At 73.9% G+C, this 21,166-nt stretch carries 20 protein-coding genes and 5 tRNA genes; 16 read left to right on the top strand and 9 right to left on the bottom strand.

What is annotated here, in order from left to right; translation table 11 throughout:
* The first annotated feature begins 49 nt into the window (after positions 1 to 49).
* Positions 50 to 601, top strand: coding sequence for a sigma-70 family RNA polymerase sigma factor (locus tag AC07FY_RS18610; protein ID WP_479007475.1), 552 nt, complete (start codon positions 50 to 52; stop codon positions 599 to 601).
* Positions 602 to 638: 37 nt separating this feature from the next.
* Positions 639 to 1,145, top strand: coding sequence for a GNAT family N-acetyltransferase (locus tag AC07FY_RS18605; protein WP_479007474.1), 507 nt, complete (start codon positions 639 to 641; stop codon positions 1,143 to 1,145).
* Between the two features lie 45 nt (positions 1,146 to 1,190).
* Here the strand turns inward: AC07FY_RS18605 and AC07FY_RS18600 are convergent, their stop codons facing one another.
* On the bottom strand, positions 1,191 to 1,613 hold the full coding sequence (locus AC07FY_RS18600) for a hypothetical protein (RefSeq protein WP_479007472.1): 423 nt from the start codon (positions 1,611 to 1,613) through the stop codon (positions 1,191 to 1,193).
* Positions 1,606 to 1,974 carry a hypothetical protein gene (locus AC07FY_RS18595; protein ID WP_479007470.1) on the bottom strand — a complete coding sequence of 123 codons (369 nt, stop codon included), beginning with the start codon at positions 1,972 to 1,974 and terminating at the stop codon, positions 1,606 to 1,608. Before AC07FY_RS18595 ends, AC07FY_RS18600 begins: the two co-directional genes overlap by 8 nt.
* A gap of 641 nt (positions 1,975 to 2,615) precedes the next feature.
* Here AC07FY_RS18595 and AC07FY_RS18590 point away from each other — a divergent pair.
* From AC07FY_RS18590 to AC07FY_RS18555, 8 genes are all read left to right on the top strand, one after another.
* Positions 2,616 to 3,689 (top strand): methionine ABC transporter ATP-binding protein, encoded by a 1,074-nt coding sequence (locus tag AC07FY_RS18590; protein ID WP_479007468.1) that lies wholly within the window; start codon positions 2,616 to 2,618, stop codon positions 3,687 to 3,689.
* Entirely contained in the window at positions 3,686 to 4,354 is a 669-nt protein-coding gene (locus AC07FY_RS18585) for a methionine ABC transporter permease (protein WP_479007466.1), read from the top strand. Before AC07FY_RS18590 ends, AC07FY_RS18585 begins: the two co-directional genes overlap by 4 nt.
* A gap of 92 nt (positions 4,355 to 4,446) precedes the next feature.
* Positions 4,447 to 5,310: a MetQ/NlpA family ABC transporter substrate-binding protein gene (locus AC07FY_RS18580; RefSeq protein WP_479007464.1), complete on the top strand. Its 864-nt coding sequence runs from the start codon at positions 4,447 to 4,449 to the stop codon at positions 5,308 to 5,310.
* Between the two features lie 170 nt (positions 5,311 to 5,480).
* Positions 5,481 to 6,245 (top strand): GNAT family N-acetyltransferase, encoded by a 765-nt coding sequence (locus AC07FY_RS18575; RefSeq protein WP_479007462.1) that lies wholly within the window; start codon positions 5,481 to 5,483, stop codon positions 6,243 to 6,245.
* A gap of 89 nt (positions 6,246 to 6,334) precedes the next feature.
* A complete protein-coding gene (gene cbiE / locus AC07FY_RS18570) occupies positions 6,335 to 7,549 on the top strand; it encodes a precorrin-6y C5,15-methyltransferase (decarboxylating) subunit CbiE (protein ID WP_479007460.1) in 1,215 nt (404 codons plus the stop codon).
* 274 nt (positions 7,550 to 7,823) lie between these two features.
* Positions 7,824 to 11,072, top strand: a complete 3,249-nt coding sequence (gene cobT / locus AC07FY_RS18565; RefSeq protein WP_479007458.1) for a nicotinate-nucleotide--dimethylbenzimidazole phosphoribosyltransferase — start codon at positions 7,824 to 7,826, stop codon at positions 11,070 to 11,072.
* A 424-nt stretch (positions 11,073 to 11,496) separates the two neighbouring features.
* Positions 11,497 to 12,732 carry a uroporphyrinogen-III C-methyltransferase gene (cobA, locus tag AC07FY_RS18560; RefSeq protein WP_479007456.1) on the top strand — a complete coding sequence of 412 codons (1,236 nt, stop codon included), beginning with the start codon at positions 11,497 to 11,499 and terminating at the stop codon, positions 12,730 to 12,732.
* A gap of 40 nt (positions 12,733 to 12,772) precedes the next feature.
* Positions 12,773 to 13,591 carry a TrmH family RNA methyltransferase gene (locus tag AC07FY_RS18555; RefSeq protein ID WP_479007454.1) on the top strand — a complete coding sequence of 273 codons (819 nt, stop codon included), beginning with the start codon at positions 12,773 to 12,775 and terminating at the stop codon, positions 13,589 to 13,591.
* 41 nt (positions 13,592 to 13,632) lie between these two features.
* On the opposite strand, the gene AC07FY_RS18550 is transcribed toward AC07FY_RS18555, so the two are convergent.
* Positions 13,633 to 14,823, bottom strand: coding sequence for a serine/threonine-protein kinase (locus AC07FY_RS18550; RefSeq protein WP_479007452.1), 1,191 nt, complete (start codon positions 14,821 to 14,823; stop codon positions 13,633 to 13,635).
* A 550-nt stretch (positions 14,824 to 15,373) separates the two neighbouring features.
* Here AC07FY_RS18550 and AC07FY_RS18545 point away from each other — a divergent pair.
* From AC07FY_RS18545 to AC07FY_RS18535, 3 genes are all read left to right on the top strand, one after another.
* Positions 15,374 to 15,559 carry a hypothetical protein gene (locus AC07FY_RS18545; RefSeq protein ID WP_479007450.1) on the top strand — a complete coding sequence of 62 codons (186 nt, stop codon included), beginning with the start codon at positions 15,374 to 15,376 and terminating at the stop codon, positions 15,557 to 15,559.
* Positions 15,560 to 15,784: 225 nt separating this feature from the next.
* Positions 15,785 to 16,759 (top strand): phosphotransferase family protein, encoded by a 975-nt coding sequence (locus AC07FY_RS18540; RefSeq protein WP_479007448.1) that lies wholly within the window; start codon positions 15,785 to 15,787, stop codon positions 16,757 to 16,759.
* 64 nt (positions 16,760 to 16,823) lie between these two features.
* Entirely contained in the window at positions 16,824 to 17,126 is a 303-nt protein-coding gene (locus tag AC07FY_RS18535) for a TFIIB-type zinc ribbon-containing protein (protein WP_479007446.1), read from the top strand.
* Positions 17,127 to 17,214: 88 nt separating this feature from the next.
* Here AC07FY_RS18535 and AC07FY_RS18530 read toward each other — a convergent pair.
* The 5 genes from AC07FY_RS18530 to AC07FY_RS18510 form a co-directional block, all read right to left on the bottom strand.
* Positions 17,215 to 17,286: transfer RNA gene (locus AC07FY_RS18530), tRNA-Val, on the bottom strand.
* Positions 17,287 to 17,336: 50 nt separating this feature from the next.
* Positions 17,337 to 17,408: transfer RNA gene (locus AC07FY_RS18525), tRNA-Val, on the bottom strand.
* A 19-nt stretch (positions 17,409 to 17,427) separates the two neighbouring features.
* Positions 17,428 to 17,499: transfer RNA gene (locus AC07FY_RS18520), tRNA-Val, on the bottom strand.
* Position 17,500: 1 nt separating this feature from the next.
* A tRNA-Cys gene (locus AC07FY_RS18515) sits at positions 17,501 to 17,574 on the bottom strand.
* A 41-nt stretch (positions 17,575 to 17,615) separates the two neighbouring features.
* A tRNA-Gly gene (locus AC07FY_RS18510) sits at positions 17,616 to 17,688 on the bottom strand.
* A gap of 180 nt (positions 17,689 to 17,868) precedes the next feature.
* Between AC07FY_RS18510 and AC07FY_RS18505 the strand changes: the two genes are divergently transcribed.
* The 3 genes from AC07FY_RS18505 to AC07FY_RS18495 are packed head-to-tail and all read left to right on the top strand — an operon-like array spanning position 17,869 to position 20,656.
* Positions 17,869 to 18,921: a chorismate-binding protein gene (locus tag AC07FY_RS18505; RefSeq protein ID WP_479007444.1), complete on the top strand. Its 1,053-nt coding sequence runs from the start codon at positions 17,869 to 17,871 to the stop codon at positions 18,919 to 18,921.
* A 25-nt stretch (positions 18,922 to 18,946) separates the two neighbouring features.
* Positions 18,947 to 19,768, top strand: coding sequence for an aminotransferase class IV (locus AC07FY_RS18500; protein WP_479007443.1), 822 nt, complete (start codon positions 18,947 to 18,949; stop codon positions 19,766 to 19,768).
* 42 nt (positions 19,769 to 19,810) lie between these two features.
* Positions 19,811 to 20,656 carry a GNAT family N-acetyltransferase gene (locus AC07FY_RS18495; RefSeq protein WP_479007441.1) on the top strand — a complete coding sequence of 282 codons (846 nt, stop codon included), beginning with the start codon at positions 19,811 to 19,813 and terminating at the stop codon, positions 20,654 to 20,656.
* 6 nt (positions 20,657 to 20,662) lie between these two features.
* Here the strand turns inward: AC07FY_RS18495 and AC07FY_RS18490 are convergent, their stop codons facing one another.
* Positions 20,663 to 21,157 (bottom strand): DsbA family protein, encoded by a 495-nt coding sequence (locus tag AC07FY_RS18490; RefSeq protein ID WP_479007439.1) that lies wholly within the window; start codon positions 21,155 to 21,157, stop codon positions 20,663 to 20,665.
* Between the last annotated feature and the right edge of the window lie 9 nt (positions 21,158 to 21,166).

Genomic DNA, 21,166 nt, shown 5'->3' with positions numbered 1-21,166 from the left:
CGCGTCCGGCGGCGAAACCGCCGGGCGCGCACCGCTCGTCCCGCCCGGCATGGACCTGCTGAAGGCTGACCTCTTCGAGAAGCTCCGCCCACTGCTCTCCGCCGAGGCGGCGGCGGAGGCCCCGGGTGCCGGAGTCGAGGCGGCCGACCTGGAACAAGCCGTCTGGGTCAGGCTGCTGGAGAGCGGCCCGCGCGCCCCCGGCCCCACCGGCCGCGCGCGCTGGCTGCGCCGGGCGGTGCGCGCCGAGGCCCGGCTCGCCCGGAGGCGGGCGCGCCGGGAGATCCCCTACGACCACCGCCGGCACTCCGCGGACGAGCGCCGACCCCACCCGGTGGACGCGGGCGGCGCACCGGAGGAGGTCCTCATGAACGGCGAGGAGACCCGGGCGCTGCGGTCGGCGGTCGCCCGACTGCCCGGACGCTGCCCGGAGCTCATGCAGGCGCTTCTTTCGCCCAGAGACCTCACCTACCGTGAAATCGCAGGAGAGTTGGGTATCTCACAAGGAAGTTTGGGGCCCGTGCGTTCCCGTTGCCTGGGATGTCTGCGCAGAATGCTGGCTGCAGAGGTTGCGGCTCCTCGCCCGCGGGGAAAGGAGCGGTAGACCTACGGGCTACCAGGTGAGCGGGAGGCATGCGCACATGGGCATGAGCGTGACGATTTCGGCGGCGGCTGCCGAGGATGCCGAGCAGATCTTCAAACTCCAGTACCTGGCCTTCCAGCGCGAGGCCGAGCTCTACGGCAACTACCTCATCCAGCCCCTCACCCAGTCCCTGGACTCCCTCAAGGCGGAGCTGGCGGCGGACACCGTGCTGGTGGCCCGGCTCGGCGACGAGGTCGTCGGCACCGTCCGCGGGAGCGTCGACGCCGACGGCACCGGGAAGATCGCCAAGCTGTGCGTCCACCCGCGACTGCAGGGCCACGGACTCGGCGCCCGGCTGCTGCGCGCCGTCGAGGAGGCCCTCGCGGGGCAGGGCGCGACCACCCGCTTCCGCCTGCACACCGGCCACAAGAGCGAGTCCAACCTGCGGCTCTACCGCAAGGCCGGCTACACCCAGGTCGGCGGCCGCACGGCCTCGGACGGCGTACGTCTGGTGATCCTGGAGAAGGAGTCGAAGGACGCCACCGACTTCGCGGTCAGCGCCTAGCGCTCACTCCGCACGCTGCCGGCCGTCGCCTCACGCCTCCAGCCCTCACGCCGCACGCTTCGCGCGGAGCCAGAGCATCCCGGTGATCGGCAGGATCACCGGGATGAACAGGTAGCCCATCCCGAACTGCGACCACACGGTGGCGTCGGGGAAGGAGTCGGGCCGCAGCAGTGTCCACGTGCCGACGGTCAGTACGCCGACCAGCTCGGCGGCGCAGCACAGCAGCGCCGCCTTGCGCGCCCGCTCGCCGCCGCGCACCAGCGAGTACGTGATGAAGGCGTAGGCCAGGGCGGCCGCGGCGGACAGGGTGTAGGCCAGCGGTGCCCGGTCGAACTCGGTGGAGATCTGGTAGGCCGACCGCGACACCGCCCCGACCACCATCACCCCGTACAGCCACACCAGGAGCAGCCCCGGCCCCGAGACGAGCCGGGTGCGCCCGGCGGGTGTGTCGGTCGTCGCGTCAGGCACCGGTGGTTCCCCAGATGTCGTAGAGCCGTACTTCGAGGACGGCGAGGACGACCGCGCCGGCGGCCACCGTCACCGAACCCCACTTGGTCCGCTCGGTCAGCGAGAGCATCCCGGCGGCCGGTACCGCCGCGAAGGCGCCCAGCAGGTACGCCACGAAGATCACCCCGCCCTCGTCGGGCTTCTCGCCCCGGGCCAGCATGACCAGGCCGATCACCAGCTGCGCCAGGACCAGTACGGTCACCACGGCCATGCCGATGAAGTGCCAGTCCTTGGTCGGCTGGTCCCGCCATGCGGCGTGGCCGCACCAGGCGGCGAGGGCGAGTGCGGCCACACCGATGGCGACCGTCAGGGCGTCGAGCATGCTGCGAGGGTATTACGGGCCGAAAGACCCGATGCGCTCACCCCTGGGCGGTGCTCTGCTCGCCGCCCGGCCTTCCCGATGCGGACCCGGTCCGCTGTGGTCTGCGAGGACGCGGCCATGGGACCGGCGGCGGGCGCGGCCGGTGTGCGGACCGTGGCCTTGACCACACCGCACCCCGCCGCGGACGCCGTGCGGACGGGGTCGTACGGGACCTCTCGGCCGTGTCGGTGCAGGTCGGGGAGACGGCTCCGGCCCTCGGGACCGACGGCTGGGGACGACCGGAGTCGTCCGGTATGTGGCTGCTTTCCGTCCGCTATGCGGACATCTTTGATCGGTAAAGCGACATGTCTGGTTTACTGGGGCCCATGACCACGACGAGCAGCCGCACCCTTGCGACCGAGGCGACGATGACGCCCGGTGCTCGTTGTATGTGTCGAATGCGCGCCTTCTGAGGGCCCCTTCCGCACGCCTCGCGCCCCGAAGCGAGACCGGCCGAGCCCGTCCGACCCCGGACCGCTCCTGCCCCGCGCACGCGTCGACGCCATCCCCTTCGTGACGGTTCGACCCGTAGCGCGCGTCCCCAGATGTTTGCCCCGTGCCCGGCTCCCGCACGCCGTGCACTCGACAGCGACGGAAATCCTGTGATCACCACATCGGGCCTCACGAAGGTCTACCAGTCCCGTGGCCGAGAGGTCACCGCCCTCAACGGCGTGGACCTCCACGTCCGCGAGGGCGAGGTCTACGGAGTCATCGGCCAGAGCGGCGCCGGCAAGTCCTCCCTGATCCGCTGCGTGAACCTGCTCGAGCGCCCCACCGCGGGCACCGTGCACGTCGACGGCACCGACCTCACGGCGCTCGCCGGCCGCGGCCGGCGCGCCGGCCGGGAGCTGCGCGAGGCGCGCAGCCGCATCGGCATGGTCTTCCAGCACTTCAACCTGCTGTCCTCGCGCACCGTCCAGGGCAATGTCGAGCTGCCCCTGGAGATCCTCGGCGTCTCCGGTCGCGAGCGCTCCCGCAAGGCCCTGGAACTCCTCGACCTGGTCGGCCTCGCCGACAAGGCCAGGGCCTACCCCGTCCAGCTCTCCGGCGGCCAGAAGCAGCGCGTCGGCATCGCCCGCGCCCTGGCCGGCGACCCCAAGGTGCTGCTGTCCGACGAGGCCACCAGCGCCCTGGACCCCGAGACCACCCGCTCCATCCTGAAGCTGCTGCGCGACCTCAACCAGCAGCTCGGCCTCACCGTGCTGCTCATCACGCACGAGATGGACGTGGTCAAGTCCGTCTGCGACTCGGCCGCCCTGATGCAGCGCGGCAAGATCGTGGAGTCCGGTACCGTCGCCCAGCTGCTCGCCACCCCCGGCTCCGCCCTCGCTGACGCGCTCTTCCCCGTCACCGGCGGGGCGACCGGCCCCGACCGCACGGTCGTGGACGTCACCTTCCACGGCGAAGCAGCCGCCCAGCCGGTCGTCTCGCAGCTCTCGCGCACGTACAACATCGACATCTCGATCCTCGGCGCCGCGATGGACACCGTCGCCGGACGCCAGATCGGCCGCATGCGCATCGAGCTCCCCGGCCGCTTCGAGGACAACGTCGTCCCCGTGGGCTTCCTGCGCGAGCAGGGCCTCCAGGTCGACGTCGTCGACGGGGCCGGCCCGGGCGACGACGTCGAGGCGATGGACGACGAACTGGCCGCGCTGGTCAAGGATGGTGCGAAGTGACCTGGTCCGAGATGCAGCCCCTGCTCACCCAGGGCACCTACGACACCCTCTACATGGTGCTGTGGTCCACCCTGGTGACCGTCCTGGGCGGACTGCCCGTCGGCCTCCTGCTGGTCCTCACCGACAAGGGCGGCCTCCTGCAGAACCGGCCGGTCAACAAGGTGCTCGGCGTGATCGTGAACATAGGCCGCTCGCTGCCGTTCATCATCCTGCTGATCTTCCTGATCCCGGTCACCACCGCCGTCGTGGGCACCTTCATCGGCCCCACCGCCATGATCGTCCCGCTCGCCATCGGCGCCATCCCCTTCTTCGCGCGGCTCGTCGAGACCGCCGTCCGCGAGGTGGACCACGGACTGGTCGAGGCCGTGGAGTCCATGGGCGGCGGCCTGCCCACGCTGGTCGGCAAGGTGCTCCTGCCGCAGGCCCTGCCCTCCCTGGTCGCCGCCGTCACCACCACCGTCATCACCCTGGTCGGCTACTCCGCCATGGCCGGCGCCGTCGGCGGCGAAGGGCTCGGATCCAAGGCCATCACCTACGGCTTCCAGCGCTTCGAGACCGGGTTCATGGTCGCCACGGTCGTCGTCCTGATCGCCGTCGTCACGGTGATCCAGCTGATCGGAGACGGCGTGGTCCGCCTCCTGGCCCGCCGCGGCCGAACAGCCTGAGCAATCCGGGCCGTCACGACTTTCCCACCCCCCAAGAGCCCGCACTTGTCGTGCTTGGGCCGTCACCGCACCATGCAAGAAAGGCACTCTTCGTGCGCAAGAACATCAAGCTCACCGCCCTCACCGCCACCGCCGGCGCGCTCGCCCTCGGCCTCACCGCCTGCGGCAGCTCCTCGGACCCGTCCTCCGCCAAGGCCGACGGCGGCAAGGCCGACGAGAGCAAGCCCCTCGTCATCGCGGCCTCCCCGAGCCCGCACGCCGACATCCTGAACTTCGTCAGGGACGAGCTCGCGGCCAAGGAGGGCCTGAAGCTCGAGGTGAAGGAGTTCACGGACTACGTCCTGCCGAACACCGCCACCGAGCAGGGCCAGGTCGACGGCAACTACTTCCAGCACAAGCCGTACCTCGACGACTTCAACAAGAAGAACGGCACGCACGTCGTGCCCGTCGTGAACGTGCACCTCGAGCCCCTCGGCCTCTACTCCAAGAAGGTCAAGAGCCTCGCGGACATCAAGGCCGGCCAGACCGTCGCCGTCCCCAACGACACCACCAACGAGGGCCGCGCGCTCCAGCTCCTCGCGGTGAACAACCTGATCACCCTCAAGGAGGGTGTCGGCACCAGCGCCAAGCTGTCCGACATCACCGACAAGAAGGGGCTGGAGTTCAAGGAGCTGGAGGCCGCCACCGTCCCCCGCGCCCTGAACGACGTCGACGCCGCCGTCATCAACGGCAACTACGCCATCGAGGCCGACCTCTCGCCCGCCAAGGACGCGCTGGTCCTGGAGAAGGCTGACGGCAACCCGTACGCGAACTTCCTCGCCGTCAAGGAGGGCAGGCAGGACGACCCGCGCGTCCAGAAGCTCGCCAAGCTCCTGAACTCCGACGAGGTCAAGAAGTTCATCGAGGAGAAGTACCAGGGCTCGGTCGTCCCGGCCTTCGGAACCCCCGCCTCCTGAACCCGCCGATCAGGCATCTCGGCCCCGCACGCTCCTGACGGCGTGCGGGGCCGAGCCCTGCCCGCTTCCGGGCAGTCCCGGCCCTGCACTTCCCCCGGTCGATGCTGCATGCTGTGGCCTACGACCCGCACAAACGGTCCCGCACCACGGTCTCAGGCATGGAGCTGCGCATGACTACCACCTTCCCGGACGTCACCATCAGCACGGACCGGCTGGTGCTGCGCCCCTTCGAGGAGGAGGACGTCACCGCGCTCACCGAGATGATGAACGACGAGGGCGTCACCGCCTGGACCTCGGTACCGCACCCCTACACGCGGGCCGACGCCCGCGACTGGGCCACCCGCCTCTCCCACGCCGAACGCACCGAGGGCCGGGGCATCGTCTTCGCCGTCACCGAGTTCCTCACCCACCGCCTCGTCGGCATCGTGCACCTCCAGAACACCAACTGGCGCACCCGCGCGACCGAGGTCGGCTACGTCACCGCCCCTTGGGCCCGCGGCGAGGGCTACGCCAGCGAGTCCGTACTCGCCGTGACCCGCTGGCTCTTCCGCGACCAGGGCTTCGAACGCCTCGAACTGCGCACGCCCGCCGACAACACCGCCTCCCAGCAGGTGGCCCAGAAGATCGGCTGCATCAGCGAGGGCGTCCTGCGCAACGCCTGGATCGTGCGTACCCAGTCCGCGGACGGCAGCTGGAGCGACACCCGCACCGACCTCATCGTCTGGAGCCTCGTCCCCGAGGACCTCGACGACCCGGACGGCATGGACGGGTACGGCGACTACAACGGATACGACGGATACGACGGATACGACGCGTACTCCGTCGACAGGGCGGACAGAGCGGACAGAGCCCACAGCGCCGACGGGGTCGACAGAGCCGACAGGGTCGACAGCGCCGACAGGGTCGACGGCGCCGACCGGGAACTGACCCGATGAACGGGTAGTCTCACCGTGCCCGCCCCCCGACGAACTCCAGCCTCCCCCGCCCGCCTGGGGGTCCCTCCGACACCAGGAGACAGACGACGATGGCCGACCGGGTCACGGTGATCGGCTGGGACGGCTCGCCCCTGACCTCGGCCGCCCGGTCCGCACTCTCCGCCGCAACGCTGGTGGCCGGCGCCGCCCACCACCTCGAGCTCCCCGAGGTCCCGCCCGGCGCGGAGCGCATCCGCCTCGGCAGCCTCGGTCTCGCCGCCCGCCGCATCGCCGGCCACCGCGGCACGGCCGTCGTCTTCGCCGACGGCGACCCCGGCTTCTTCGGCGTCGTACGCACCCTGCGCGCCCCCGAGCACGGCCTGGAGGTCGAGGTCGTCCCGGCCGTCTCCTCCGTCGCCGCCGCCTTCGCCCGCGCCGGGATGCCCTGGGACGACGCCCAGGTCGTGGTCGCCCACCCCCGCACCCTGCGCCGCGCCGTCAACGTCATCCGTGCCCACGGCAAGGTCGCCGTCCTCACCTCGCCCGGCGCCGGCCCGGCCGAACTCGCCCTGCTCCTCGACGGAGTCCACCGCACATTCGTCATCTGCGAGGAACTGGGCACCGAACGGGAGCAGGTGAGCGTCCTCACCTCCGACAAGGCCGCCGACCACACCTGGCGCGACCCGAACGTCGTCATCGTCATCGGCGGCGGAGGCACCGGACAGGCCCTGGACGCCGAACCCGGCTGGCTGCTCGGCCAGAGCCCGGACCGCAACCGCTCCGGTGACCGCGGCTGGGCCCGCCCCCGGGCGGACACCGGGGAAGGGGAGTCCGCGCAGCTGCGCGCCGCACAGCTCGCCCGGCTCGGCCCCCGCTCCGGCGACCTCCTCTGGGACATCGGAACGGGCTCCGGCTGGGTCGCCGTGGACGCCGCGGCACTCGGCGCCGCCGTCATCGCCGTCGACGCCGACCCGCAGGCATGCGACCGGGCAACCGCCGCCGCCCGCACGCGCGGAGTGCAGCTCCAGGTCGTCGCCGGGCGCGCCCCGCACGTCCTGGAGAACCTGCCCGAGCCCGACGTCGTACGCGTGGGCGGCGGGGGAGCGGAGGTCGTCGCCGCCGTCGCCGACCGGCGTCCCGAACGGATCGTCAGCCACGCCTCCACGCGCGACGAAGCCGAGGCCATCGGCCGCGCCCTCACCGAACACGGGTACGCCGTCGAGTGCGCCCTCCTCCAGTCCGTGGGCCTGGACACCCGCACCTGGACCGAACAGGAGCGCTCCGTCGTCTTCCTGCTGGCAGCCGAGCGCCCCAGGACCCGCTGAGGTCGGGGCCGGGGTAGGCTGGCCGATCGTCGTACCGCCCGGGACGATCCGGGCATCACGGCACCGGACGGCGCGCGACGTGGCGCAGTCCACAGCGGACCGCGGCGGTTATGGCCGCCGCGGTGGCGAACGGGCGCGACAATGCTTAGTGGTTGTCGCGCAGGCGCACGTGCGGCAAGGGCGCCGCACGGCAACCCCGCACGGTCAACCGTCGGGGCGGCCTCGTGGGCGACCGGGCGATCGAAGAGGCAGAACCGATGGGCGAGGGGTACGCATGACTGACACCGGCCAGGTCCCGGGCGAGGGTCACCCGGACAACGCGGGCATGGTGGATCAGCAGGGCATCCCCGCTCCGGTCCAGCTGCCGCCGCCGCTGCCCGCCGGCTACGCCTTCCAGGACCTCGTGGACGATCCGGCCGCGGCCGAGGACGAGGAACTGCTGCTGATGCCCAGCGGCCAGGGTGCGTGGAGCGACCCGCAGGTCGTCCCGCCGGCCCCCGCCTTTCCCGTCGAGCCCTCCCCCTACGCGCAGGCGCCCTACGGCACCGAGCCGTCGTACCAGGAGGCCCCGGCCTACCACGAGCCGGCCGCGTACCCCGAGTTCCCCTCCTACGGCGCGGGCGCCCACGAGGCGGGCGGCCGCGACTCCGGCGCGCTCGACCTCGGCGGCCTCGTCCCCCCGCCCGCCGCCCCGGCGCAGGCCGCCGCCCAGGCCGCCCCGGTCCGGCGTCCGCTGCACATGGGCCCGCCCGTGCCCGAGGCCAACGGCGGAGTCGTGCGGTCCCTCGCGGACCGGGGTCCCGCCGCAGCGCCGGCCCCGATGCGCCGCTCCGGGCCGCCGACCGGGGGTCTGGAGTACCTGGACGCCCCCGCGCACGCCGCGCCGCAGCCGGGCGACATCCCGCCGCAGGCCGGCGCCCCGTGGAACCCCGAGCCGGTGGCCGAGCCGGCCCCCGCGGCCGCCGAGCCGGCCCCCGCGGCCGCCGAGCCGGCCCCCGCGGCCGCCGAGCCGGCCCCCGCGGCCGCCGAGCCCGAGAGCCCGGCCGAGCCCCACTCCCAGCCCGACCCGGAGCCGGTCGTGGCGGCCGTACCGGAGCCGGAGCCCGTGGTGGCGGACGTACCGGAGCCTGCGTCCGCGGCGGCGGTCGCCCCGGAGCCCGCGCCCGTGGTGGCAGCCGTACCGGAGCCCGAGCCCGCGCCCCTGCCCGAGCCGGAGTCCGTTCCGGCCGCCGCGCCGGGCGAGGCCCTCGCCGCGGAGCCGCAGCCCGAACCGGAGCCCGAAGCGGAGCCCGCGCCCGCCCCCGCGGACACGGCGGTCCAGGCCCAGGAGCGCGCCGAGCCCCTCGCCGAGTCCTTCGCCGGGCAGGAGCCCCTGCCGGCCCAGCCCCTGCCGGCCCAGGCCGAGCCGGCCGCCGCCGAGCCCCTCGCCTTCGCGGCCCCCGTCCCGGTACCGGCCCAGCCCGCCCAGGTGCCCGCCGACCCGGTCCCGGCCGAGCCCGTTCCGGCCGAGCCCGTCCCCGCCGAGCCGGTCGCGGTGGCCCCGCCCGTCCACGCGGAGCCCGTGCCGGCGGAGCCCGCCCCGGCGGAACCCGTCCGGCAGGAGCCCGCCCCGGCGGAGCCCGTTGCGGACGTGGCCGAGCCCCTCGCCGCCGAACCGGCCGCCGAGCCCGCCGCCGAACCGGCCGCCGCCGAGACCACCGCCGCCGAGCCGGCCGCCGCCGGGTCCGAGGCCCGGCCCGAGCCTGTCCCCGCCGACCTCGAGCCCGCCGGCCCCGCCGAGACCGCCCCGGGTGACCCGGCCCCCGCCTACGACGACGCCGAGCGCGAGGCCGTCCTGCGCGTCATGCGCGAGCGCCGCGACATCCGCAAGGGCTTCCGCACCGACCCCATCCCGCACGAGGTGCTGCTCCGCGTCCTGGAGGCGGCCCACACCGCCCCCAGTGTCGGCCACTCGCAGCCCTGGGACTTCGTCGTCATCCGCTCCGCCGAAACCCGCCGGACGATGCACGAGCTCGCCCAGCGCCAGCGCGAGGCCTACGCGAATTCCCTGCCCAAGGCCCGGGCGAAGCAGTTCAAGGAACTCAAGATCGAGGCCATCCTCGACACCCCGGTGAACATCGTCGTCACCGCCGACCCCACCCGCGGCGGCCGCCACACCCTCGGCCGGCACACCCAGCCGCAGATGGCCCCGTACTCCTCGGCCCTCGCCGTCGAGAACCTGTGGCTCGCCGCGCGCGCCGAGGGCCTCGGCGTCGGCTGGGTCAGCTTCTTCGACGAGCGCGAGATGGTCCGTGCGCTCGGCCTGCCGGAGCACTTGGAGGTCGTCGCCTACCTGTGCGTCGGCTACGTCGACGAGTTCCCCGAGGAGCCCGAACTCGCCCAGGCCGGCTGGTCGCAGCGCCGCCCGCTGTCCTGGGTCGTCCACGAGGAGACGTACGGGCGCCGCGCGCTGCCCGGCGAAGAGCCGCACGACCTGCTCTCCGAGACCGTCGCCGGTATCCGCCCGCTCGACGCGAAGGCCCTCGGCGAGGCGTGGGAGCGGCAGAAGCGCATGACCAAGCCCGCCGGGGCCCTGGGCATGCTCGAGATCATCTCGGCCCAGCTCAGCGGCCTCTCCCGGGTCTGCCCGCCGCCGATCCCGGAGCCCGCCGCCGTTGCGATCTTCGCCGGTGACCACGGCGTGCACGCGCAGGGCGTCACCCCCTGGCCGCAGGAGGTCACCACCCAGATGGTGGCCAACTTCCTGGGCGGCGGAGCGGTCTGCAACGCCTTCGCCAACCAGGTCGGCGCCGAGGTGTGCGTGATCGACGTGGGCGTCGCGGGCGACCTGCCCGCGACCCCCGGCCTGCTCCCGCGCAAGGTCCGGCCGGGCACCGCCGACCTCTCCACCGGTCCGGCGATGACCCGCGAGGAAGCCGTCGCGGCGATCGAGGTCGGCATCGAGACCGCCCGCGATCTGGTCGCGGCGGGCAACAAGGCCCTGCTCACCGGCGAGATGGGGATCGCGAACACCACGGTCTCCGCCGCGCTGATCTCGGTCTTCACCGGGGTCGACCCGGCCGAGGTGACCGGTCGGGGCACGGGCATCAACGACGAGACGCACGCCCGCAAGGTCGATGTCGTACGCCGCGCCCTGGACCTCCACCAGCCCGACCCGGCGGACCCGATCGGCGTCCTGGCCGCCATCGGCGGGCTGGAGCACGCCGCGATCGTCGGCCTCCTGCTCGGCGGGGCGTCCCTGCGCACCCCCGTCATCCTGGACGGCGTGAGCGCGGGCGCGGCCGCCCTGGTGGCCCGGGCCATCGCCCCCGAGGCCCTGTCGGCCTGCATCGCCGGCCACCGCAGCGCGGAGCCGGGCCACGTCGCGGCCCTGAACAAGCTCGGCCTGCGCCCCCTGGTCGACCTGGACCTCCGGCTCGGCGAGGGCACGGGCGCCCTGCTGGCCCTCCCGCTGGTGCAGAGCGCGGCCCGCGCGATGCACGAGGTCGCCACCTTCGACTCGGCGGGCGTCACCGAGAAGTAGCCGAACCCCTGCCGGACCTCCGCCGGGCCGCCCGCCGAACCTCAGCCGGGCCCTCGGCCGGGTGCCCGGCCCCCGTCCGGCGGGAGTCCGGCAGCGGGCCCGGGGCTGAAGGGCCTCCGGGTGGGGCGGTGCCCCGCCGGAGCACCGCCCCGGCTCGCGGACCCCGGCCGGACCGGCCCGCCGCCCGGGGCGGGTCCGTCCGACCTGCGGGGACGCCCCGGCAGGCCACCGCACCACGGCCCGCCCCACCGTCCTCCGCAGGGGCGGATCCCCGAGGGGCCGGGGCGCGGCCCCCGTCCGCACCCCGGGACGGCCCGCGCCGTATGGTGGATCCGCACCGGATCACCGCACGTCAGTACCCCGCCGCTCCAGCGCCGCAGCGGCACGCCACACAGACGACCGCCGCACCAGGAGCCGCACCGCCATGGCTGAACACCCCGCGTACCCCGTCGGCCTGAGACTCGCCGGCCGCCGCGTCGTCGTCATCGGCGGTGGCCAGGTCGCCCAGCGCCGCCTCCCGGCGCTCATCGCGGCCGGAGCCGAGATCGTCCTGGTCTCGCCCTCCGCGACCCCCTCCGTGGACGCCATGGCAGAGACCGGTGAGATCCGCTGGGAGCGCCGCCGCTACCAGGACGGCGACCTCGCCGGGGCCTGGTACGCGCTCATCGCCACCCAGAACCGCGACGCCAACGAGCTGGCCTCCGCCGAGGCGGAGCGCGAGCGCGTCTGGTGCGTGCGCGCCGACGACGCCTCCGCGGCCACCGCGTGGACCCCGGCCACGGGGCGCGTCGAGGGCGTCACCGTCGCCGTGCTGACGGGCAACGACCCGCGCCGCTCCGCCGCCGTCCGCGACGCCGTCGTCGAGGGCCTGCGCGACGGCAGCCTCGCCGCCCCCGGCCACCGCCAGCGGTCCACCCCCGGGGTCTCCCTCGTCGGAGGCGGCCCGGGCGACCCGGACCTGATCACCGTGCGCGGCCGCCGCCTGCTCGCCGAGGCCGACGTCGTCATCGCCGACCGGCTCGGGCCCCGCGACCTGCTCGACGAACTCCCCCCGCACGTCGAGGTCATCGACGCCGCGAAGATCCCCTACGGCCGCTACATGGCCCAGGAGGCCATCAACAACGCCCTGATCGAGCACGCCAAGGCCGGCAAGGCCGTGGTCCGCCTGAAGGGCGGGGACCCGTACGTCTTCGGCCGCGGCATGGAGGAGCTCCAGGCGCTGGCCGAGGAGGGGATCCCCTGCACCGTGGTGCCCGGCATCTCCAGCTCCATCTCGGTGCCCGGCGCCGTCGGCATCCCGGTCACCCACCGGGGCGTCGCCCACGAGTTCACCGTGGTCAGCGGCCACGTCGGACCCGACGACCCGCGTTCCCTCGTCGACTGGGCCTCCCTCGCCAAGCTCACCGGCACGCTCGTCGTCCTGATGGGGGTCGACAAGATCGGCTCGATCGCCGAGGCCCTCGTGCGGCACGGAAAGCCCGCCGGCACCCCGGTCGCCGTGATCCAGGAGGGCACCACCGCGACCCAGCGCCGGGTGGACGCCACCCTCGCCACCGTCGGCGAAAGGGTCCGCGCCGAGGAGGTCCGCCCGCCCGCCGTCATCGTCATCGGCGAGGTCGTCACCGTCCTCGCCCCCGGCGCCCTCCCCGCAGACCGCTAAGGCCGTTGGCACCGCACCCAGGACAAGGCAGTATCACCCTGTGGCTGATCTCATCACCATCGAGGACCCCGACGACCCGCGCCTGCGCGACTACACGGGCCTGACCGACGTCGAACTCCGGCGCCGCCGCGAGCCCGCGGAAGGCCTGTTCATCGCCGAGGGCGAGAAGGTCATCAGACGGGCCAAGGACGCCGGGTACGAGATGCGCTCGATGCTGCTCTCCGCCAAGTGGGTCGACGTCATGCGCGACGTCATCGACGAACTCCCCGCCCCGGTCTACGCCGTCAGCCCGGAGCTCGCCGAACGCGTCACCGGCTACCACGTGCACCGCGGCGCCCTCGCCTCCATGCAGCGCAAGCAACTGCCCACGGCCGAGGAGATCCTCACCACCACCCGCCGCGTCGTCATCATGGAAGCGGTCAACGACCACACCAACATCGGGGCCATCTTCCGCAGCGCCGCCGCCCTCGGCATGGACGCGGTGCTGCTGTCGCCCGACTGCGCGGACCCGCTCTACCGCCGGTCGGTCAAGGTGTCGATGGGCGCGGTGTTCTCCGTCCCCTACGCCCGCCTGGACGCCTGGCCCAAGGGGCTGGACTCGGTCCGCGAAGCCGGCTTCAAACTGCTGGCCCTCACCCCGCACCAGAAGGCCTCGCCCATCGACGTGGCCGCGCCCCAGTCCCTGGAGCGGGTCGCGCTGATGCTCGGCGCCGAGGGGGACGGCCTGTCCACGCAGGCGCTGGTCGCCGCCGACGAATGGGTGCGCATCCCCATGGCGCACGGCGTGGACTCGCTGAACGTGGGAGCCGCCGCCGCGGTGGCCTTCTACGCGGTGGCCCAGGGCCGCGACGGCGCGTAGCCGCTTGTGGCCTCCGGGTACCGCGGTGCGGGCCCCGGAGGTCAGAACTGCTGGGCGGCGGCGATGCCCAGGGCCACGATGAGCGTGACCACCACGAACACGATCAGCCGCTGGCGCATCAGCTTCGGGTCCGGCCGCGCCGGCCGCCGGCCCGTCCCCGTGGTCCGGGGACCGGGACGGCCCCCCGTGCGCCCCGACGACGGCCGGGAGGACGGGTCGCCGCCCGTGCGCGGATTGCGGGAGGACGAGGGCCGCGAGTGCGGCCCGCTCTGCGGCGCCCCCTGCGCCCGCGGCGTGCTCGAGCCGCCGGTACGACGCTCCGTGCGCTGGTCGGCGTACTCGTCCGCGAGCCGGCCGGTCGGCCGCTCGACGCGGGCGCGCTGCCCGGGCGGGCGCCCGTCGGACAGGCCCTGCGCCTCGCGGGCCGCGATCTCCTTGAGCCGCATCGACAGCTGGAGCGTGCTGGGCCGCTCCTCGGGGTCCTTCGCCAGGCAGGCCCGTACCAGGGGCGCGAGCGCGTCCGGGACCCCGACGAGATGCGGTTCCTCGTGCACCACCCGGTACAGCATGACCTCGGAACTGCCGTGCCCGAAGGGCGAGTCCGCCGTCGCCGCGTAGGCGAGGGTGGCGCCGAGGGCGAAGACGTCGGTGGCCGGTGTGACGGTGGCGCCGCGCACCTGTTCGGGCGCGAGGAAGCCGGGGGACCCGACGGCCGTCCCCACGTGGGTGAGGGTGCTCGCCCCGGTGGCCCAGGCGATCCCGAAGTCGATGATCCGCGGGCCCTTGGGAGAAAGGAGGATGTTCGACGGCTTGAGGTCGCGGTGGACGACCCCGGCCTCGTGCACGGCGACCAGGCCCTCGGCGAGCGCGGCGCCGACGGCGGCGATCTGCGCGGCCGTCAGGGGTCCCTCCTCGGCCACCTTGTCGTGCAGGGAGGGCCCCGGCACGTACTGAGTGGCGAACCACGGCCGCTCGGCCTCGAGATCCGCCGCCACCAGGCGTGCGGTGCAGCCGCCCCGGATGCGGCGGGCCGCGGACACCTCGCGGGCGAACCGGGAGCGGAACTCCTGGTCCTCGGCCAGGTCCGGCCGGATGACCTTCAGCGCGACGCGCTGTCCGCGCCGGTCCGAGCCCAGGTAGACCACGCCCATGCCGCCGGCGCCGAGCCGTCGGTGCAGTCTGAACGAGCCGACGACACGCGGGTCCTCGCGCCGGAGCCGCATCATCGCCATGTCCACCCCGCTGACCGGTCGTCCTGTTGACGTGGCACAGCTTACGGACCATCCGGCACGCGCGCTCAGAGGCCGCGCCCTCGCCGGGGGATTCGATTGTCAGTGCCCCGCAGCACACTTGAGGGTCCCTCAACGATCCACGCCCGTCCGGGGGACCGTACCGTGCGGATGATCAAGGGGGGCCGGGGGCAAGGGCGTTGGGCGATCACCGCCGCACGCACCCGGGTCGCGCTCGTCCGTACGGCGCACACCGGCGGGCCGGTCGCGTCCCGGGGCCCACCGGCGCACGGGCGAAAGCGGGGAGTCACGCGAGTGAGCGAAGTCACCACCCTGCGCCGACCCCTCCGGGAAGACCCCGACAGCGGGGGAGCGGTCTCCACCCAGGGGAGTACACCGACCGCGGCCCGTCATCCTCCTGGAGGCCCGGGAAGGGGTACGAGGGCATGAGGACCGGAGGTCCGCACGCACCTAGTGTTGAGGACAAGCGGCGGGTGGAGCACTCGTCCCCCGAGGTCACAAGCCCGCCGCTGCCAACGACAGGGAGAGGACCATGGCGGACGTCGCCCGGCAGGGACGCAAGGCCTTCGCGTTCAACGGCCACGAGTCCGGTAGGCGGCACCCGTTGGTGGCCGCCGCGATGGTCCTCCCCCTGGCCGCCCTCCTGCTCTTCCTCTTCGGAGGGTTCGAGCAGGTGGCGGCGCAGGCGTCGTCCGTGGGCGCGATGCTGGGGCGCTGAACGGCGCCGCGGCCCCGGGAGAGCGGCCCGGGATTCGGCCCGTCACACCCCGTGGGGACGGGGGCGTGACGACGGACGGCAGGTGAAGGGTGCTGTCCGTACGACTGGGGAGTCGTACGGACAGCACCCTTTTTCGCACCCTCGGGGCCGGAGCCGTACCCTCCTCCTCGGCAGCAGCGCGGCGGGCCGGCCGCCGCGCCCGCCGCGCACCGACGGCGAGGAGGCATGGTTCCCCTGGAGCGACGAACCGCGCGGCCCGCGGGCCCTCCCGGCCTGCCCGCCGCCCTCGCGGCCTGGGCCTCGGACGGGACCCCCGGGACGTACGAACTCCTCGCCGAGCGGCCCGACGGGACCGTGGTGCGCTGCGGAGGTGCCGTGGCCAAGGCCCACGCGGAGGACGCCGACCGCGCGGCCCTCGCCGTGCGCCTTCGGATCGCCGCGCATCCGGCCCTGGCCGGGGTGCTGCTGCCGCCCCTGCTCCCCGGGGCCGGGTCCGTGCACGGCAGGCCCGCGTCCCTGTGGCCCCACGGCGCCCCGGTCGACCCCGAGCGTCCCGCCGAAGCGCCCTGGGAGGAGGCCGGGCGCCTCCTGGCCGCCTTGCACCGGACGCCGGTCGCCGGGCTCCCCGGTCCCGTCCCGCCGATGCGGGGACCGGCCAAGCTCGCCCGCGCCCTGGACCGCCTGGCGCGGGCGGAGCCGGTGGGGACCGAGCCCGCCGCCACCCGGGCCGTACGCGCCGCCGCCCGCTCCCTGCCCGCCTGGGCGCGCGGTCAGGCGCCCCCGCCCGGCGGCACCCTGTGCCACGGGGACGTGCACCTGGGGCAGTTGGTGCGCCATCCCGCCCCGGCGGGCCCTTGGCTGCTCATCGACGTGGACGACCTCGGCCTCGGCCTCCCCGCCTGGGATCTGGGCCGCCCGGCCGCCTGGTACGCCGCAGGGCTGCTCGACACCGCCACCTGGCTGCGCTTCCTCGACGCGTACCGGGACGCCTCGGGCCCGGCGGCGGGCCCGCCCGGCAGCGACCCCTGGCCGGAACTCGACCTGGCCGCGCGGGCGCTCACGGTGCAGACGGCGGCCCTGGCCCTGGCCAAGGCCGCGGAAGACGGCCGCCGACTCGACGCCGGAGAGCGCCTGGTGGTGGACGCCTGCACCCGAATCGCGGCCCTCCCGGCGGACTTGGACTCCGGGCCTCCGCCGTAGGGTGGGTCTTCCGTCATCGGGCATGATCCGATGGTGACGTCCACGGCGAGGAGTTGATCCGGTCATGCAGTGTCCGAAGTGTCACGCGATGATGCACACCTACAACCGCAACGGTGTCCAGATAGAGCAGTGCAGCGGCTGCCGCGGCATCTTCCTCGACTACGGCGAGCTGGAGGCGCTGACCCGCCTGGAGTCCCAGTACACCGCCCAGCAGTACGGCCAGGTGCCGCCGCCCGCCGCACCCCCGGCCCCCTATCCGGCCCCGCACGCCGCCCCCGCCCCGGCCTGGGGCGCCCCGCACCACGGCGGACACGGCCACCACGGCCACCACAAGGGCGGCTTCGGCCGGATGCTCTTCTCCTCCTGACACGGGCCCCCTCCCGGCACCGGAGGAACTCCGGCACCGGAGGAACGCGAAAGCCCCGACCGTCGAGACGGTCGGGGCTTTCGGCCGGTGCGCGATACTGGGATTGAACCAGTGACCTCTTCCGTGTCAGGGAAGCGCTCTCCCGCTGAGCTAATCGCGCGGGACGCGGTACGAAACCGCAGGTGATGCAGGGTGATGCAGGATACTGCGTGCGCGATACTGGGATTGAACCAGTGACCTCTTCCGTGTCAGGGAAGCGCTCTCCCGCTGAGCTAATCGCGCGGGGATCCTCGCGGACCAGTGGACGATACTGGGATTGAACCAGTGACCTCTTCCGTGTCAGGGAAGCGCTCTCCCGCTGAGCTAATCGTCCTTGGAGGTGGAGACGGGATTTGAACCCGTGTAGACGGCTTTGCAGGCCGTTGCCTCGCCTCTCGGCCACTCCACCATGGAGCTGCGGGGGTTCTCGGGAAGAAAGCCCCCACTTCGAGCGGACGACGAGACTCGAACTCGCGACATCCACCTTGGCAAGGTGGTGCTCTACCAACTGAGCTACGTCCGCAGGTCACCGTGTTCGCTCCGGGGGTTCACCCCTTCGCTCCCTGGCGACGTGTTGAACTCTAGCGGATTCCGGGGCCAGCTCAAAAACGCGTTTCCGCAGCGTGCTGCCGCTCGATCACCGGCGGTCACCCCGCTGTCACCCCACCGGCGCCCCCGCGTCACCGGTCATAGACTCGCAGCCGTGCACGACCTGCCTCCCATGGCCCGCTTCGGCGGCCTCCTCGCGACCGACCTCCGGGACGTGACCAGCGATCCCGCCGCCCTGGACTCCACCGGCTTCTGGGCGGTGACCGCCGACTTCGAAGGCCGGCTCGTCTGCGCGCGCTTCGGAGACATACGCCCCGACTCCGTGCCCGCGCCGCGACCCGGCGCCTGGCGGGGCCCCGAGGCCGACCAGTGGACCAGCTCGCTCGACCGCGCCGCCTACGTCGCCGGCGTCCGCCGCATCCGCGAGCACATCGCCGCGGGCGAGGTCTACCAGGCCAACCTGTGCCGGGTGATGTCGGCGCCGCTGCCCGATCCGGCCGGCGCGGACGTCGACGCCCTCACCGCGCTGCTCGCCCGCGGCAACCCGGCGCCCTATGCAGGAACGATTCGGCTCCGGGCCCACGGCGTCGAGATCGCCACCGCCTCCCCAGAGCTCTTCCTGCGCCGCACCGGCCGCCGCATCGAGTCCGGACCGATCAAGGGCACCGGCCGCACCGTCGCCGACCTGCTCCCCAAGGACCACGCCGAGAACGTGATGATCGTGGACCTGGTGCGCAACGACCTGGGCCGGGTCTGCGCCACCGGCTCGGTCACCGTCCCCGAGCTGTGCGCCGTCGAGGAGCACCCGGGCCTGGTCCACCTCGTCTCCACCGTCAGCGGCGAGCTCGCCGACGGCGCCGGCTGGCCCGAGCTGCTGGCGGCCACCTTCCCGCCGGGCTCCGTAACCGGGGCGCCCAAGTCCTCCGCCCTGCGGATCATCGAAGCCCTGGAGACCGCCCCCCGCGGCCCGTACTGCGGCGGCATCGGCTGGGTCGACGCCGACCGGGGCGCCGCGGAGCTCGCCGTCGGCATCCGCACCTTCTGGATCGACCGGGCGGCCCCCGGCGGCCCCCGCCTGCTGTTCGGCACCGGCGCGGGCATCACCTGGGGATCCGACCCCGACCGGGAATGGGCGGAGACCGAACTCAAGGCCGCCCGTCTGCTGCGGGTAGCGTCAGGGGCGTACCAGGCAGGACGAACGGGATGACCCGGGCTGTGAGAGGAGCCGTACGGTGAGGATCTGGCTCGACGGAGCGCTGCGTGACGTGGACGACGCCAAGGTGTCGGTCTTCGACCACGGGCTGACCGTGGGTGACGGCGTGTTCGAGACCCTGAAGGCGGAGCGCGGGCGGGCCTTCGCGCTCACCCGCCACCTGGAGCGGCTGACCCGCTCGGCGCGCGGTCTCGGCCTGCCGGATCCCGACCTCGACGAGGTGCGCCGCGCGTGCGCGGCCGTACTCGAAGCCAACCCGATGCCCTTCGGACGGCTGCGCGTGACCTACACCGGGGGACTCTCCCCGCTCGGCTCCGATCGCGGGGACGCGGCGCCCACCCTGGTGGCCGCCGTCGCGGAGTCCGTCCGCCGCCCGGACACCACCGCCGTCCACCGGGTGGACTGGGTGCGCAACGAGCGCTCCGCCGTGGCCGGCCTGAAGACCACCTCGTACGCCGAGAACGTCGTCGCCCTCGCCGCCGCCCACCGGGCCGGGGCTTCGGAGGCCCTGCTGGCGAACACGGTGGGACGGCTCTGCGAGGGCACCGGCTCCAACGTCTTCGTCGTGCTCGACGGGGAACTGCACACCCCGCCCCTCGCCTCGGGCTGCCTGGCGGGCATCACCCGGGCCCTGGTCGTGGAGTGGGCCGGGGCGAAGGAGACCGACCTGCCCTTCGAGGTGCTGGAACAGGCCGAGGAGGTCTTCCTGACCTCCTCGCTGCGCGACGTCCAGGCGGTCCTGCGGATCGACGGCCGCGAGCTCGCCGCCGCACCCGGCCCGATCACCGCCGCGGCCATGCGGACCTTCGACGCGAAGGCCGGGGCGGACCTCGATCCGTGACCCGGGTGTACGCGGGGCCGCCGGGCAGGTACAACACGGGTGATGACCACCACTCTGCGGCCCGCGCAGCCGCTCCAGCAGCACAGTGACGGAACCCGCTCCCGCGCGTACGCGGTGCGGGTCAACAGCCGGCGCGTCGGCGGCCTCGAACTGGCCACCCGCTCCGCCGCCCAGCCCCAGGTCGGTGTGATCCGCGGGCTGTGGATCGACGAACCGGACCGCGGGCGCGGCCGCGGCACGGTCGCCGCGCTCGCCGCCGAGGAGGTGCTGCGCACCTGGCGCTGCACCAGCATCGCCGTCTCGGTGCCCGCCGACGCGGCGCGGGCCCTGCGGCTGGCGACGGCCCTCGGCTACCAGGTGACCGGCCGGGTCATGGCCAAGGACCTGCCGGCCGAGCCGCCCGCCCTCCCCGCGGACACCGTGAGCCGCCCGATGACCCAGGAGGAGTTCCACGCCTGGCTGGAGCCGGGGATCGTGGAGTACGGGCAGCGCCTGACGGCCCCCGGCATGACCGCCGAGCAGGGCGTCGCCGCCTCCCGCGCCGAGCACGCGCGGATGCTGCCGGCCGGCCGGGACACCCCCGGGATGGCCTTCCTCGTCCTGGAGGCGGCGGCGGGCGGCGACAGGCTGGGCACGCTGTGGCTGGGCGAGCGCGATCTGCCCGGCCTCGGACCCGTCCCGTACGTCTGGGACGTCGAGGTCCGGGCCGAGCACCGCGGACGGGGGCACGGCCGCACCCTCATGCGGCTGGCCGAGCGCACGGCGCCGGCCACCGGAGCCGGCGCCCTCGCCCTGCACGTGGCCGAAGGCAACACCCCGGCCCGGCGGCTCTACGAGTCGCTCGGCTACCGGGACATCGCCGTCAACGCGATCAAGGCACTCGTCTGACCGGGGTCAGGAGGCGAGCAGCCCGTCCGCGATCTCCTCGATGCGGGCGCGCAGGCCCTCCTGGCTCTTGCCGCCGTCCAGGCGCTCGCCGCCGATGACGTAGGTCGGGGTGCCGGTGACACCGATCGCCTTGCCCTCGGCCTGGTCCGCGTCGACGATCAGGATGTGCCGCCCGTCGATCAGAGCGGTGTCGAACTCCTCGACGTCCAGGCCGAGTTCACGCGCCACGTCCAGCAGGACCGGCTCGCCGCGCTCGGTCAGCTCAGCGGTGCGCGCCAGCAGGGCCTCCGCGTACGGCCAGGCCCGGCCCTGCTCCGCGGCCTCCTCGGCGGCCTGCGCCGCGGCGAAGGCGTGCTTGTGCTTCTCCAGCGGGAAGTGGCGCAGCCGGATGTCCAGCCGGTCGCCGTAGCGGGCCCGCAGGGCGCGTACGTCGTCCAGTGCGCTGTGGCAGTCGGGACACTGGAGCTCGCACCAGACGTCCAGGATCACGGAATCGGTCATGTGCACAGT

It is taken from the genome of Streptomyces sp. NPDC045967, assembly GCF_056430495.1.
The sequence above is the reverse complement of the archived record's forward strand: the minus strand, read 5'-3'. Positions and strand labels throughout refer to the sequence as shown.